Consider the following 14,719-nt stretch of genomic DNA (forward strand, 5'->3'; position numbering starts at 1 on the left):
ACCGGCCTGAACTGCCCCTGCCAGCAGCTCAGTCGGCTCCGCGAAGATGTCCAGCAGCAGCTCGGCGACATCGGTGCGGCGGCCGCACCGGCTCCTGCGATAGCGCGACAGCCACCGGACATTGGCCCATGAGCACCGGGTCGGGGACGCCGACGTGGGAGAACTCCCAGCCCACCGCCCGGCAGGCCACCCGGGTCCCGGCGAACAGCTCCGCGGTCGCCTCGTCCATCCGGTCACCGGCACGGACATCGACCACGCGGCCCCGGCCGTCCGCGAGCCGTACGAAGTAGTCCGGAGCGTGGCGGCGCAGACGCTTCCCCTCGCGCCAGTGCAGCCAGAACGGCTGCGAGGCGATCCCGATGATCTCCGGATCCCGGTCCATCAGGATCAGCCGGTCCCGCTCCAGCCAGGACTCGTAGCCCACGTGGCCGCCCGCGGTCACCGAGTAGTACCAGCCGGCGAAACTCTCTGTGTCCTTGGCCCAGTTGAACGTACGGACCGGATCACCAGCCTCGAACCGCGTGTCCCAGGCCCGTCCCAGCGGCTCCCGTCGACGCTCACCTTCATCGTAAAAGTCCAGCTCAAAGGCCGATAACGGGGCATCGCCGTACGCAAGCGCCGGTGCCCCCACCGTTCCCCCAGACCCTCAGCAGCCCCACCAGTCAAACTTCGCTGGCAGGAACCTACCGGTGGTCAAACTTCGGTGGCAATGGATCAATCATCGCTGTCACAGGTCACCCACCTGCGGGTTCGTGATCGCGCACGCACGTGTCGACAGACGTTCGTTTGACGACACTCGGAGCTGCGCGACCGCGCGATCCCCTGACATCGTAGACAGTGTCTAAAGGATCATGGTAGACACTGTCTATGGAACGCGAGAACTCTCTCAGGGAACGGTTGATCGACGTCGGAGTGGACCTCGTGATGACCGACGGAACCGCCTCGTTGGGGCTGCGTGAGATCGCCCGACGGGCGGGGGTGTCGCACGGGGCTCCGCGTCGGTACTTCCCCACTCATCACGCCCTGCTCTCTGCAATCGCCCGCCGCGGTTTTGCGGACCTCAAAGTCCGGTTCGCAGCCGCGACCAACGGCACGACGTCGCCGCGCGGCCAGTTGCAGGAGATCGGGCGGGCGCACGTCGGGTACGCGCTGGAGCACCGTGGCATGTTCGAGCTGATGTTCCGGCACGACCTGCTCGACAGCGAGAAGCACGCATCGGGCCAGTCGCGGCTCCGAGATTCGACTCTGCCGTTGTTCGAGCTCATCGTCGAGCTCATCGTCCGGCATCGGGCGGAGCAGGCCACCGCGCACCAGTTGGGTGCGCCGGGCGAGTCCGAGCCGCCGCCGGCGGTGACGGCCGCCGCCCTCTGGTCGAACCTTCATGGCCTCGCCCAGCTGTGGACCTGGGGGAGCCTCCAGCTCGCCCTCGATGCCCCACCACCAGGCGGAGCACCTGGTAGCGGCCAGCTCGACCGGCTCGTCACGGCGGTGCTGGACGCTCATCTCGGCCCGGTGAAATCGTGACCGCAACCGTACGGCAGCGTCTCGCACTCCTGGTCAGCGTGGTCGGCGCGATGATCGTCGCGCTGGACGGCACGGTACTCATGGTGGCGCAGCCAAGCCTGCAACACGACCTCGGCGCGAGCATGGCGCAGGTTCAGTGGACCAGTACCGCCTACCTGCTTACGGTGGCCGCGCTTCTCGTCATCGCCGGACGCTTGGGCGACCGGTACGGGCACCCGCGGATGCTGTTCGTCGGCGTGCTCGGCTTCGCGGCCGCCTCGGCCGGTATCGCGCTCGCTCCGGGAGCCGGCTGGGTGATCGCCCTGCGCGCCGTACAAGGCGTATTTGGTGCGCTCCTCCAGCCGGCGACACTCGCGCTGCTGAGGCTGGCGTACCCGGCGGACCGGCTCAGTACGCCGGTCGCCATCCGTACCGGCGCGATCGGTGTGGCCGCGGCGGCCGGTCCGGTACTCGGGGGCGTTCTCGTCGCGCACCTGGGCTGGCGTGCCGTGTTCTGGATCAACGTCCCCGTCGCGCTCGCGATCGCCGCCCTCACCCTCGCCGTGAAGACGCCGGCGCCCTCACGTACCGGGACTCAGCGACTCGACCTCACCGGCGCGGCGTTGCTCGCAACTGCTCTCGCGGTCCTGGTGCACACCCTGTCCGGCGTACCGGCGCACGGCTGGACCTCCGCGTCGACATGGCTCGGCCTCACCGCTCTCGCGGGCGTCGCGGCGGCGTTCGTCGGGCACGAACGCCGCACCACGCACCCGATCGTGCCGCCGGCAGTGGCGCGGTCCGTAGCGGTGACGGCATCAGTAGCGATCCTGCTGTTCACCACCGGCGGTATGTTCGGCGCGCTGTTCGTGACCACATTCTTTTTCCAGGACGTACTCGGACTCGACCCGCTTGCCAGTGGTCTGAGGGCACTCCCGCTGACCGCGCTCATGGCCCTCGGTGCACCCGTCGCCGGCGCCGCGCTGCGCCGGTACAGCCCACGCCGCACCGCGATCCTCGGTACGGTCCTCGTCGTCCTTGGCATAGGGGGTCTGTCCCAGCTCGGCTCGGCAGGCACGTGGGCTGATACCGGCTTGGCCTTTGCCGTCCTTGGCGCGGGATTCGCCACCGTCATGGTCACTGCCACCGCAACCGTCGTGGGTGAGGCGCCGCCCGGCTATGCCGGGGTTATCGGTGGACTCAAGCAGACCGCCATGAACGTCGGCCCGTCCCTCGGAATCGCCGTAGCCGCCAGCATGATGCTGTTGAGACCATCGGCCGCCGGGACTCTGACTGCTGGCGTGACCCCAGCAATGTCCGCCCCGGCGACGGGCCCCACCCTGATGGTCCTCGCCGGACTCGCCGCCCTCGCCCTGCTACCGGCATCGCTGCTGCCGACGCAACCGGTCCACCGCGCGAGACGTAACACGACCGCCCCGGACGATCACGACATCCACACCATTGGCCAAACCGGAGCGAAGTCTCGGGTGACCGGCTGACACCGGGGTCGCTCGATCGTCGGTATGGGCTCCCCGAGGCCTGGACTCTTTATCAGGCCGGGCCATGATCCCGGCCGGAATTGAAGAGCACCGAACACGCGGTTGGAGAGGCTGGGAGCGTCGCGCGAGGCAAGTTGACGATCAAGGAGCGCGCGGTGCCCACCAACTTTTTGAGCGAGGACCAACGCAGGCGCTTCGGCCGGTTCGCGGAAGACCCGGACGAGGGACAGCTCGCCGGTTCCTTCCTGCTCGACCAGACCGCCCGGCGCCGGGCAGTGGCCGCCAAGGGCGCGCGCAACCGGATCGGCTGGGCGGTCCAGCTCGGGACCGTCCGGTATCTGGGGACGTTCCTGAACAACCCCGAGGCGTACCCGCCGTGGTGGTCGACTACGTCGCCGAGCAGTTGGGACTGGACCCCGCGGAGTTCGCCGGCTACGGCACAAAAGAGACCCGCTGGGACCACCAGGACCAGATACGCGAGGGCTACACGTACACGAAGTTCGAGTTCGACCAGTGGTTCGGGCTGGCCCGCTGGATGTACCAGCGGGCGTGGATCGGCTCCGAGCGCCCGACCCTGCTGTTCGACCTGGCCACCAAGCGGCTGGTCGACAAGAAGGTTGTGCTGCCCGGCGTGACCGTGCTGGAACGGCTGGTCTCCGGTTCGCGCGAGCGCGCCGAGAAGCGCCTGTGGGCCATGCTCGCCGCGGCCCCGACCAAGGAGCAGGCCGCCGGGTTGCAGCGCCTGGTCGTCGTTCCCGCGGGCAAGCGTCTGTCCGAGCTGGACCGGCTGCGGCGTTCACCCCGGGACATCACCGCGCGCGGGGTGGGTAAGGCCCTGGAGCGCTACGAGGCGTTGAACGCCTTCGGCGGCGCCGCGTGGGACCTGTCCGCGGTACCCCCGGGAAGGCTCCAGGCGCTGGTTCGCTTCGCGCGGGCGGCCCGTGCACAGGCCGTCTCCGACCTCGCCGGGGACCGGCGCCTGGCCACCTTGGTGGCGTTCGCCGCGCGGGCGAGCCGGTAGCGTACCTTCTCATGCGACAGGCCCGCCTGAGCGCCGATCTGCCGCAGACCTTGTCGCGGGTAAGCGGGTTGAGCGGCCCGTAGTCGGCGTCCGGGTCCGTCCGGTACAGCGTGGCGCTGCCGGAGTCGGCCAGGCGCGGGGAGACCGCCTTCAGGAAACCGATCGTCGGGTCATCGCTCACCCGCACACCCTGGCGGCCCGGATCACGGCCTGTCAAAACTTCTGACAGCATCACCGGTTTCCTGGTCCGCTCCTACTCGTACCCCGGTTCGAGCTGGTGGTACGGGAGAGCACCCGCCCGGCGCCCTGACCTTCAAGGGCCGTGATCGTCACGGGCGTGCCCCGGACACGGCATCGATTCCCGCGCCGACTGCACAGCCCTTTCCTGCCCGCGTGCTTTACCGCTGTGCCGACAGGCCCACTCCGTTTGCGGAGCGATCGACATCGGGTTTGAGTGGAGGCGACCCCTCACGGGCACCGGGGGCGAAGAAGCTGCTGGTGACCCACGGCTACCAGCCGGAGTTCGGCGCCCGTCCGCTGCGCCGCACGATCGACTCCCTCCACTGCACCGTCCGCAGCGCAGCCGCCGAGGGCGCCAGCCCGTACCCCGATCAGGCCTCGTCCGGCAACGCATCCTGACGGGCACCGGGATCATTCGCGGCGCCCGCCCGGGCAACGCAAGGGAGAGAACGATGGCGCAGCACCACCACAAGTCCAACAAGCAGGTCGAGGGCGACCCGGACAAGGGTCACGGAGGCGGCATGCCCAGGCGCCCGGACGAGAAGCGACTCGACGAGCGCGTCGAGGAAGACCGCGAAGCGGCGGGTCTTCCTCCCGGGGAGCGCACCTCGGACTAGTACGGCAGCAGCGACGCGCCCGATGTGACGGGGCAGCTCCACGAACGCCCCGGTCGCACATCGGTCCTGCCCGCCCCCGCCCCGCGGATGGTCCTGAACGCCGGACTGGCGGGAGGGGCCGCGCTCCTGCTGGGCCTCGGCCACAGCTCCTGGGTCGCCTGCTCCGCCGCCGCGGTGCTGCACTCGATCAACGTCCGCTTCCGGAGCGGCTCGTCCGTCCCCGATGACGCGGCACTCCGTCCGCGCGCCCTTCCCCGCAAGTGGCGGGCCCGATGGTGACCTCCGGGCACGCCACTCGGCATTTCCCGCGTCGCCGGACCTGCCGCACTGCCGCCCGGCCGATGCGCGGATAGCCTGGTGGCGCCCTTCGTGCCGGGCCTTCGATGCCATGGCCCGTGGGGGCGTCGTATGTGTCCGAGCCATGGTCGTACGGGAAGGGCGAACCCTTCACCGGCCTGCCGAGGCAGCCCTCTCGGCGAGGTCCCCGATGCACCTCTGGTCAGTACTCTCCGCCGTTCCCCGACTCGTCGGCGCGGCAGTCCTCGGGGCGGTCGCCGGCGTGGTGGTCGGGGTGCTGACCGCCAACACGCCGCTGGGCGTCCTCGCGGGCATCGCCGCCGCGCTGACGGTCTTCGTCGTGGTGGGGTGGATCGTCCTGTGGCCCATGAACGCCACCGTCACCCATCACAACGTCCGGCGCGAGGAGTTCAGGCCCGTCGCCGAGGAGCTCGCCGTCGTCGGCTCCGCCCTGTGCGGGCTGCTCGGCATCGTGGTGCTGCTCCTGGTCGACGACGACGACCTGAGCCACGCCGCCGCCGCCACGGCACTCTGCGGTGTGTTCATGGCCTGGGCGGCGCTCCACCTGATGTACGCCACGCGGTACGCGTACCTGTACTACGTGCCGACCGCGGGCGGGATCGACTTCAACACCGACGACCCGCCGCAGTACAGCGACTTCCTCTACTTCAGTTACAACCTCGGGATGACCTACCAGGTCTCCGACACCGACGTGTCCAGTTCCACCATCCGCGCGGTGGCCCTGCGGCACTGCCTGCTGTCCTACGTCTTCGGTGTCAGCATCCTGGCGACCACGATCAACCTCGTCGCCGGAATCGTCACGCGTTGATACGTGGAGGCCAGCGGGTCAGGGACGGCTGGTCAGGTAGCCGCCCATGTTGGTGAAGTACTCCGTCGCGGGCAACTCCCGGCCGTCCTCGGTCCGTACGCGGGTGACGGCCAGACCGTGGTTGCGGCCCGTGCGGGCGTCGGCTCCGGCGACGATGACCACGCCGTCTCCCTCGCGGTAGAAGATCCGGCCGGGCGTACCGCCGTAGCGGCCCTCGGACACCACTGCGGCGAGGACCTCGAGCCGCTTGCCCCTGTGGAAGGCGTAGGCGCTGGGATACGGCTCGGACTGGGCGCGGACCAGGCGTTCGAGGTCCTCCGCCGGCCAGTTCCAGTCGATGCGGATGTCCTCGGCGGAGCGCTTGTGGAAGAAGGTCGCCAGGGAGCGGTCCTGCTTGGTGAACTCCGTCTGCCCGGACGCGATGAGCGCGAGTGCGCCGGTGGTCACCGGGCCGATGAGGTCGACGGTCTTGTGGAACAGGTCGGTGGCGGTGTCCGTCGGCCCGACGGGAACCGCCTCCTGGCGGACGATGTCCCCGGCGTCCAGTTCGTCGTCCATCATGTGCGCGGTGACGCCCACCTCGGGCTCGCCGTTGATGAGGGCCCAGATCAGCGGGGAGAAGCCGGCGTACTTCGGCAGCAGTGAGTCGTGGACGTTCAGCGTGCCGTGCCGGGGGAGGCCGAAGATGCGCGGGGGGATCCAGGTGCGCCAGTTGTTGGCGACGATGATGTCCGGGTCGGCCGCCTTGAGGCGCTCGAACAGTTCCTCGTCGTCAGGTCGGTTGCGGATCAGGACCGGGACGCCGTGCTCCTCGGCGAGGTCGGCGACCGAGTCGCTCCAGATCTTCTCGTACGCGTGCTCGCTCTTGGGGTGGGTCACGACCAGCACCACGTCGTGCTCGGAGTCCAGGAGAGCTTGCAGGGTGCGGTGCCCCCAGGTCTGGTATCCGAACATGACAACCCGCATGGGGTTCCTCCTCAGGGTAGGGACTGGTCGTTGGTCAGTAAAGCAAGCCTTACCTTAGTATGCAACGCGATGGCGTGAAGCCGTAGTTGGCGGGAGCTCCTGCGACCGCCGCTCCGGCCTGCCCTATCGACAGCTCCACAGGATTAGCTTAGGCTTACCTAAATTCCAGCGGGCCGCTTCGTCGGCGTGCTCACATCCCGTACCTTCCCCCACGCCTGACAGGCGGCTTCCCCGCACGATGGGAGTGACATGTCACAGGTTCTTCCTGGCGACGTAACACCGGTCCACGACCTCATTGGCATCGGCTTCGGCCCGTCCAATGTGGCCATGGCGATCGCGATCAGCGAGCACAACGCACGCACCGGCTCGCAGGAGGCGGTCAGCGCTCACTTCTTCGAGCAGCAGCCACGCTTCGGCTGGCACCGCGGCATGCTGATCGACGACGCGACCATGCAGGTGTCCTTCCTCAAGGACCTGGTGACGCTCCGGAACCCGACCAGCGAGTTCAGCTTCCTCTGCTATCTGAAGAGCAAGGGCCGGCTGGTCGACTTCATCAACCACAAGAACCTCTTCCCGCTGCGGGTCGAGTTCCACGACTACTTCGAGTGGGCCGCGGCCCAGGTCGACGACATGGTCTCCTACGGCAACGAGGTCGTGGGGGTCACCCCCGTCGTCCGTGACGGAGCCGTGGAGTACATGGACGTGACGGTCCGGTCCGGCGAGGGCCTCGAGGTCCACCGGGCCCGCAACCTCGTCATCGGCACCGGGCTGCGTCCCCTCATGCCCGAGGGCGTCGAGCGCGGCGACCGCGTCTGGCACAACTCCGATCTGCTGGCGAAGGTCGCCGGGCTGGAGGGCACGTCGCCCTCCCGGTTCGTCGTCGTGGGCGCAGGGCAGAGCGCCGCCGAGAACGTCGCCTACCTGCACCGCGTCTTCCCCGAGGCCGAGATCTGCGCGGTCTTCTCGCGCTACGGCTACAGCCCCGCCGACGACAGCAGCTTCGCCAACCGGATCTTCGATCCCGAGGCGGTCGACCAGTACTTCACCGCGCCCGACGAGATCAAGCGCAAGCTGATGGACTACCACGGCAACACCAACTACGCCGTGGTGGACATCGACCTCATCGACGACCTGTACCGCCAGGCCTACCAGGAGAAGGTCCTCGGGACCGAGCGGCTGCGCTTCGTCAACGTGTCCCGGCTCACCGGTGTCGAGGAGACGCCGGAGAAGGTCCGGTCCACCGTGAAGTCCCTCGTCACGGGTGAGGAGAGCGAACTGGACGCCGACATCGTGGTGTTCGCCACCGGCTACAGCCCCGTCGACCCCGTCGGCCTCCTCGGCGACGTCGCGGACCGCTGCCTCCGCGACGACGAGGGCCGTGTCCGCGTCGAGCGCGACTACCGCATAGCGACGGACTCCGACCTGCGTTGCGGCATCTACCTGCAGGGGGGCACGGAGCACACGCACGGCATCACGTCGTCCCTGCTGTCCAACACCGCGATCCGGGTCGGCGAGATCCTGGACTCGCTGCTCGACCGGGGCGTCAAGTCCGCTTCCGACGAGGCCAGGCCGGTCACCGACGGGGCCGGCAGCACAGTCCGCTAGCCCGCAGTCGCGAGGCTCGGGGCCGAGGCGCGGGGTGAGCGACCGCCGCGCCTCCCCAGTGGATCAAAGGGATAACGTACGTCGACATGAGCACGACTGCAGTTGAGCGCCCCGCGACCGGGGGAACAACGCAAGCCCGCCGGCGCCGGGTTGTGGGTTCGGCCACGCTCGTGGTCATCCTCCTGACCGTGGGGGTGATGTCGTTGGCCGTCGGGGCGCGCGCGTTGAGTCCTGGCGAGGTGTGGCACGGGCTGTTCGCCGCGCCGGACTCCGACCAGCGGCTCACCGAGATCAGGCTCATCGTGGAGACCGTGCGGATACCCCGGACGGCGCTGGCCATCGTGGCGGGCGTCGCCCTGGGGGTCGGCGGGGCGTTGATCCAGGGGTACACGCGCAACCCCATCGCCGACACGGGCCTGCTGGGGGTGAACTCCGGAGCCTCGTTCGCGGTGGTGACGGTGATCGCACTGTTCGGGCTCTCCAATCCGTTCCAGTACGTATGGTTCGCCTTCCTGGGGGCCGCGGTCGCCGGCGTCGTCGTGTTCGGGCTGTCGAGCATCGGCCGGGGGGCGGGCAACCCCCTGACGCTCGCACTGGCCGGGCAGGGGGTCACGGTCTTCCTCGCGGCGATGACCACGGCGGTCGCGCTGTCGGACAAGGAGTCGCTGAACGCGCTGCGGTTCTGGAACGCCGGCTCCGTGGCCGGTGTCGGATTCGACGTCATCTGGCCGGTGACCGCGTTCATCGCGGTCGGGCTGGTGCTGGCCCTGACCCAGCTGCCCACCCTCAACCTGCTCAACCTGGGCGACGACGTGGCGCGAGGGCTCGGGGTGAACATCGCGCTGAGCCGGACCGTCGGCATCGTCGCGATCACCCTGCTGGCGGGCGCGGCGACGGCGGCGTGCGGACCGATCGCGTTTCTCGGCCTCATGGTGGCCCACGTGGCCCGGTACCTGACCGGCCCGGACTATCGCTGGCTGGTGCCGTACGCGGGTCTGCTCGGAGCCGTCGTCCTGCTGGTCTGTGACATCGTGGGCCGTTTGGTGGTGCGGCCGGGTGAGCTGGACGCGGGAGTCGTCGTCGCCCTTCTCGGCGCCCCGTTCTTCGCGGCCCTGGTGTGGCGAGGAAAGTTCAGGAACGCATGAATGTGACAGACGTGAAGCCGTCGGTGGCGCCGGGCGTACGCCTGGGGCATGTGTCGTTCGTATGGCGGCCCTGGCTCCTGTGCGTCACGCTGCTGCTGATGACGGCGACCTTCCTGGTGTTCTGCCTGTCCGTCAGCGTGGGGGACTTCCCCATCGGCCTTTCCCGGGTGATCGCCACGATCCTCGGCAGGGGCGAGCAGTTCGACGAGTTCATCATCATGGATCTGCGGATGCCGCGGGCCCTGGCCGGGCTCGTCGTGGGCATCGCCCTGGGAGTGTCCGGGGCGATCACGCAGTCCATCGCGCGCAATCCGCTGGCCAGCCCGGACATTCTGGGAATCACCGGGGGCGCCAGCGCGGTCGCGGTGTTCCTGGTGACGGTGTCGGGCGGGACCGCCGCGGCGGTCGTCAGCTCCGTGGGTCTGTCCGCCGCGGCTCTCGCCGGCGGCCTCGGTACGGGTCTGCTCGTGTACTTCCTGGCGTGGCGGCGCGGGATCGACGGCTTCCGGCTCATCCTCATCGGCATCTCGGTGAGCGCCGCGATGGAGGCGATCACGACCTGGCTGCTCGTCTCGGCCGACATCAGGGACGTGGCACGGGCCCAGACATGGCTGGTCGGCTCGCTGGACAACCGGTCCTGGGACGAGGTCGAAGTCGCGCTCTGGGGCACGCTCGTCCTCATGGTGGCGGTGGCATGCGTCGCGTTCCAGTTCAAGCCGATGCACCTCGGCGACGACATCGCCGCGGGCCTCGGCGTCCGGTACTCGTGGGTGCGCGCGGTCCTCCTGCTGTGCGCGGTTCTGCTGGCCGCTGTGGCGGTGAGCGCGGCCGGTCCCGTTCCGTTCGTCGCGCTGGTGGCGCCGCAGGTGGCGATGCGTCTGGCGAGGTACCCGACTCCGCCGATGGTGGCCTCCGGCATGGTGGGGGCGCTGCTGCTGATCGGCGCCGACCTCTTCGCACGTACGGCACTGCCGATCACTCTCCCCGTCGGCGTGGTCACCGCCGCGATCGGCGGCCCGTTCCTCGTGTACCTGCTGGTGCGCGCGAACCTCAGATAGAGCACGCGAAGGCTTCGGCAATCCAGACAGTCTTGACTACAGGGGGACTTGTGGCCGCTCAGTACATCACCGAGACCGAGTCCGGCGTCCACGACGTCGCACGGCTGGCAGCCAGGGGCGTCACGGTCGGGTACGGCAGCCGGACCGTCATCGACGGCCTCGACGTGACGATCCCGACAGGGGTGATCACCACGATCATCGGCCCCAACGGCTGTGGGAAGTCGACCCTGTTGCGCACCCTGACGCGGCTGCTCAAGCCGACCGGCGGGACCGTCGTGCTGGACGGTGAGGACATCGCCCGACTCAGGTCCAGGGACGTGGCGAAGAAGCTCGGTCTGCTGCCGCAGGCGCCGGTGGCGCCGGAGGGGCTGACCGTGTCCGATCTGGTCGCCAGGGGGCGTCATCCGCACCAGAGTTGGCTGCGGCAGTGGTCGTCGGACGACGCCGACGTCGTGGAACGCGCGCTGGCCATGACCGGGGTGTCCGAACTGGCGGACCGTCCGGTCGACTCCCTGTCCGGCGGACAGCGTCAGCGCGTGTGGATATCGATGACGCTGGCCCAGGGCACCGATCTGCTGCTGCTGGACGAGCCGACCACGTACCTGGACCTGGCGCACGCGATCGACGTGCTCGACCTGGTGGACGACCTGCACGAGTCGGGGTGCACGGTGGTCATGGTGCTGCACGACCTCAATCTGGCCACGCGTTACAGCGACAACCTCATCGTGATGAAAGAGGGTTCGATCCTCGCGCAGGGTCACCCGCGCGATGTGATCACGGCTGAGCTGCTGCACGAGGCGTTCGGGCTGCGCGCCATGGTGATCGAGGACCCGGTGGGTGACCGGCCGCTCATCGTTCCGGTCGGCCGGACGCACGTCCAGTTCAACTGAGGGCCGGGTAAGGGAATTAGCTCCAGTTAGGCTAGGCTAACCTCACCAGCGCAGGATAAGGTTTGGCTGCCCTTAGACGGGGGCACGCGGACAGCGCGAAAGCAAGGGATTCCCGGATGCTCCTCCATAGAACGACGACGGTCACGAAGTCCTGGCGGCGGTTGGCTGCCGTCGTTTCCGCCGCGACGCTCGGCGTCGGCCTTCTCGCCGGTTGTGGTTCCGACACGCCGGACAAGACGACTGACAAGGCTCCGGCTGCCGCCTCCGGCGCGTTCCCGGTCACCGTGGAGCACGCGTTCGGATCCACGAAGATCGACAAGGCCCCCAAGCGGGTCGTCACCGTCGGCTACACGGACGATCAGACCGTCCTGGCGTTCGGCATCAAGCCGGTCGGCATGGTCGACCAGTACCCGAACCCGGCGGGCGAGTCCCCTGACATCAACACCCAGTGGCCCTGGGTGAAGGACAAGTGGGGCGACGCCCGCCCCGAGGTCGTCATGAAGAACGGCGACGCGGGCCCCAACTTCGAGAAGATCGCCTCCCTGCGGCCGGACCTGATCCTCGCGGTCTACTCCGAGGTCGACCAGGCCGCCTACGACAAGCTCTCCAAGATCGCTCCCACGGTGGGCCGCACCAAGGGCGAGAAGGATCTCTTCAGCGCACCGTGGCAGGACAACGCGGTGCACATCGCCAAGGCGCTCGGCAAGGAGGCCGAGGGCACCGCGATGGTCAAGAGCATCCAGGGCCAGCTCGACGCGGCCCGTGAGGCGCACCCGCAGTTCGGCAAGGAGACCGCTGTCGCGGTGTCCTGGTACAAGGACTCGATCTCGGCCTTCACCACCACCGACGTGCGCGGCCGGCTGCTGACGGGCATCGGCTACAAGGGTGCGACGGAGATCGACAAGATCGCCGGCGGCGAGTTCTCCACCGCGCTGTCCCCGGAGCGCGTCGACCTGATCGACGTCGACCGCATCGTCGTCATCAACGACAAGGCGGACACGGATGCGTTGAAGAAGTTCGAGCTGTTCAACAACCTGTCCGCGGTCAAGGCCGGCAAGGTCTCGTACCTGCTGGACAGTGAGGGCCCGGCGGTCGGTGCGGCACTGTCCCAGGGCACGCTGCTGTCCATGCCGTACGGGGTCGACGAGCTCGTCAAGTCGGTCGAGTAGAGATGGTGGTCAACCTGTCCAGCCCCCGGCCCGAACCGGTCCGCGCGTGAGTGTCACCGATACACGCGTCGCACCGGCGGCCCTGCGCACGGCGACCGGACGCGAGGGCACCCGATGGGTGGCGGCGCACTGCCGCGAGTTGCCATGGCTGACCGCGGCCACCGTGTTCACCACGGTGGCGGGGGCGGCGCTCCAGGTGCTCCCCGTGCTGCTGCTCGGCCAAGTGGTCGACGGGGTGGTCGCAGGCGAGTCCCGCTCGGTCCTCGTCAGGATCGGGGCGTTGATGGTGGCCGCCGCGGTGTTCGGCGCTGCGGCCACCGCGGCGTCGACGTACCTGATCGGGCGGCTGGGCGCGGATCTGCTCGCGCGGCTGCGGGAAGGTGCCGTCCGGGCGGTGCTCGGGATGCCGAGCGCGCGCGTCGAGCAGGTCGGCCGGGGAGATGTGCTCTCCCGGGTCGGTGACGACGTGGCCGTGCTGTCCAGGGGCATCCGGTCGGCCATCCCCACGGTCTTCTCGGCCGGAGTGCTGGTCGCCATCGCCACCGCCGGAATGTTCGGACTGGACTGGCGGCTCGGCCTCGCGGGTGCCGGCGCACTGCCCGCGTACGCGTTGGCCCTGCGCTGGTACCTCCCCCGCTCCGCCCCGCTCTACCGCAGGCAACGGGCCGCCCAGGCGGACCGTGCGCAGGCGTTGATCAGCGGCCTGAACGGGATCGACACCGTCAGGGCGTACCGCCTGGAGGGCGCCTTCCGCGAGAAGGTCACCAGTGAGTCCTGGCGGGTGCGGAATCTCGGCATCGAGGTGTTCCGGTTCTTCGGCCGGTTCGTCGGCCGGGAGAACCGTGCCGAGTTCATCGGTCTGGTCCTCATCCTCGTGGTGGGGTACGCCCTGTTGGAGGCCGATATGGCCAGCCTGGGCGAGGTGTCGGCGGCTCCGCTGATGTTCCACCGGCTGTTCACGCCGCTGGGCGCCATCATGTTCACCTTCGACGAGGCGCAGAAGTCGGGCGCCAGCCTGACCCGGCTGGTCGGGGTGCTGGGGGAGGCCGCGGAGGAACGGCTGGTCGGTGACGCCACCGTCGCACCGGCGGAGATCGCGCCGTACCCGGTGACGGTGGAGGGACTGACGTTCACCTATCCCGATACCGAGGATCCCGTCCTACGGGACGTCAGCCTGACGATCCCGGCCGGTGGTTCGCTCGCACTCGTGGGGGCGACGGGCGCGGGCAAGTCGACACTGGCCGCGCTGATCGCGGGCATCGGGACGCCGCAGGCCGGATCGGTGCGCATCGGGTCGAACGACCTGGCCGGTACGGACGAGGCGGGGGCACGTGCCCTGGTGAGCATCCTGACGCAGGAGACGCACGTGTTCTCCGGTTCGCTCGCCGACGACCTTCGGCTCGCCGCGCCGGAGGCGACCGATGCGGAACTGATGGGCGCGTTGCGCACCGTCGGCGCCGGCGGTTGGGTCGAGGCGCTGCCCGACGGACTGCACGGCATGGTCGGCGAGGGCGGCGAGCGCCTGGATGTGACCAAGGTCGCCCAGGTGGCCCTGGCCCGGCTGGTGTTGGGCCGGGCCCCCGTGGTGGTGCTCGACGAGTCGACCGCGGAGGCGGGCAGCGAGGGTGCCGCGGAGCTGGAGCGGGCCGTGCTGGCCGCGTGCTCGGGCCGGACCACGCTGTTCGTGGCGCACCGGCTGACCCAGGCGATGGCGGCGGACCGGATAGCGGTACTGGACGCCGGGCGCGTGGTGGAGCAGGGAACGCACGAGGAGTTGGTGGCTCTCGGTGGCCGCTATGCCCGCCTCTGGCAGGCCTGGCGTGAAGGTAGTTAGGCAAGCCTGACTTAGGGTAGCCTAACTTCCATACCTTGGAAGGGACACT

At 69.2% G+C, this 14,719-nt stretch carries 13 protein-coding genes and 2 pseudogenes; 13 read left to right on the forward strand and 2 right to left on the reverse strand.

All coding sequences use genetic code 11. The annotated features are described in order from the left end of the window. Nucleotides 1–28: 28 nt before the first annotated feature. Nucleotides 29–631: a TnsA-like heteromeric transposase endonuclease subunit gene (locus OG844_RS41950; protein WP_406388051.1), complete on the reverse strand. Its 603-nt coding sequence runs from the start codon at nt 629–631 to the stop codon at nt 29–31. A 236-nt stretch (nt 632–867) separates the two neighbouring features. On the opposite strand from OG844_RS41950, the gene OG844_RS41955 reads away from it, so the two are divergent. The 7 genes and pseudogenes from OG844_RS41955 to OG844_RS41985 all read left to right on the forward strand — a co-directional run bounded on the left by OG844_RS41955 (nt 868) and on the right by OG844_RS41985 (nt 6,003). After that, nucleotides 868–1,524, forward strand: coding sequence for a TetR/AcrR family transcriptional regulator (locus OG844_RS41955; RefSeq protein ID WP_406388050.1), 657 nt, complete (start codon nt 868–870; stop codon nt 1,522–1,524). 50 nt (nt 1,525–1,574) lie between these two features. After that, nucleotides 1,575–2,999: an MFS transporter gene (locus OG844_RS41960; RefSeq protein ID WP_406395987.1), complete on the forward strand. Its 1,425-nt coding sequence runs from the start codon at nt 1,575–1,577 to the stop codon at nt 2,997–2,999. 155 nt (nt 3,000–3,154) lie between these two features. Further along, nucleotides 3,155–4,020 (forward strand): annotated as a pseudogene (locus tag OG844_RS41965) (DUF4158 domain-containing protein). Between the two features lie 483 nt (nt 4,021–4,503). Then, nucleotides 4,504–4,659, forward strand: a pseudogene (locus OG844_RS41970) (hypothetical protein); the annotation flags it as partial. 53 nt (nt 4,660–4,712) lie between these two features. Next, nucleotides 4,713–4,877 carry a hypothetical protein gene (locus OG844_RS41975; RefSeq protein WP_406388049.1) on the forward strand — a complete coding sequence of 55 codons (165 nt, stop codon included), beginning with the start codon at nt 4,713–4,715 and terminating at the stop codon, nt 4,875–4,877. Nucleotides 4,878–4,901: 24 nt separating this feature from the next. After that, nucleotides 4,902–5,156 (forward strand): hypothetical protein, encoded by a 255-nt coding sequence (locus OG844_RS41980; RefSeq protein ID WP_406388048.1) that lies wholly within the window; start codon nt 4,902–4,904, stop codon nt 5,154–5,156. A 208-nt stretch (nt 5,157–5,364) separates the two neighbouring features. Then, complete coding sequence (locus tag OG844_RS41985; RefSeq protein WP_406388047.1) at nt 5,365–6,003, forward strand: DUF1345 domain-containing protein; 639 nt, start codon at nt 5,365–5,367, stop codon at nt 6,001–6,003. 18 nt (nt 6,004–6,021) lie between these two features. Here OG844_RS41985 and OG844_RS41990 read toward each other — a convergent pair whose 3' ends face one another. After that, nucleotides 6,022–6,969 carry a methionyl-tRNA formyltransferase gene (locus tag OG844_RS41990; protein WP_406388046.1) on the reverse strand — a complete coding sequence of 316 codons (948 nt, stop codon included), beginning with the start codon at nt 6,967–6,969 and terminating at the stop codon, nt 6,022–6,024. 249 nt (nt 6,970–7,218) lie between these two features. On the opposite strand from OG844_RS41990, the gene OG844_RS41995 reads away from it, so the two are divergent. From OG844_RS41995 to OG844_RS42020, 6 genes are all read left to right on the forward strand, one after another. Beyond that, complete coding sequence (locus OG844_RS41995; RefSeq protein ID WP_406388045.1) at nt 7,219–8,574, forward strand: lysine N(6)-hydroxylase/L-ornithine N(5)-oxygenase family protein; 1,356 nt, start codon at nt 7,219–7,221, stop codon at nt 8,572–8,574. 86 nt (nt 8,575–8,660) lie between these two features. Then, complete coding sequence (locus OG844_RS42000) at nt 8,661–9,719, forward strand: FecCD family ABC transporter permease (protein WP_406388044.1); 1,059 nt, start codon at nt 8,661–8,663, stop codon at nt 9,717–9,719. Then, nucleotides 9,716–10,777: a FecCD family ABC transporter permease gene (locus OG844_RS42005; protein ID WP_406388043.1), complete on the forward strand. Its 1,062-nt coding sequence runs from the start codon at nt 9,716–9,718 to the stop codon at nt 10,775–10,777. The genes OG844_RS42000 and OG844_RS42005 overlap by 4 nt, the downstream gene beginning before the upstream one ends. A gap of 50 nt (nt 10,778–10,827) precedes the next feature. Beyond that, nucleotides 10,828–11,667 (forward strand): ABC transporter ATP-binding protein, encoded by an 840-nt coding sequence (locus OG844_RS42010; protein ID WP_406388042.1) that lies wholly within the window; start codon nt 10,828–10,830, stop codon nt 11,665–11,667. A gap of 116 nt (nt 11,668–11,783) precedes the next feature. Next, nucleotides 11,784–12,836 carry an iron-siderophore ABC transporter substrate-binding protein gene (locus OG844_RS42015; RefSeq protein WP_406388041.1) on the forward strand — a complete coding sequence of 351 codons (1,053 nt, stop codon included), beginning with the start codon at nt 11,784–11,786 and terminating at the stop codon, nt 12,834–12,836. A 46-nt stretch (nt 12,837–12,882) separates the two neighbouring features. Continuing rightward, entirely contained in the window at nt 12,883–14,670 is a 1,788-nt protein-coding gene (locus tag OG844_RS42020; RefSeq protein WP_406388040.1) for an ABC transporter ATP-binding protein, read from the forward strand. Nucleotides 14,671–14,719: the final 49 nt, after the last annotated feature.

Source organism: Streptomyces sp. NBC_00887 (assembly GCF_045207585.1).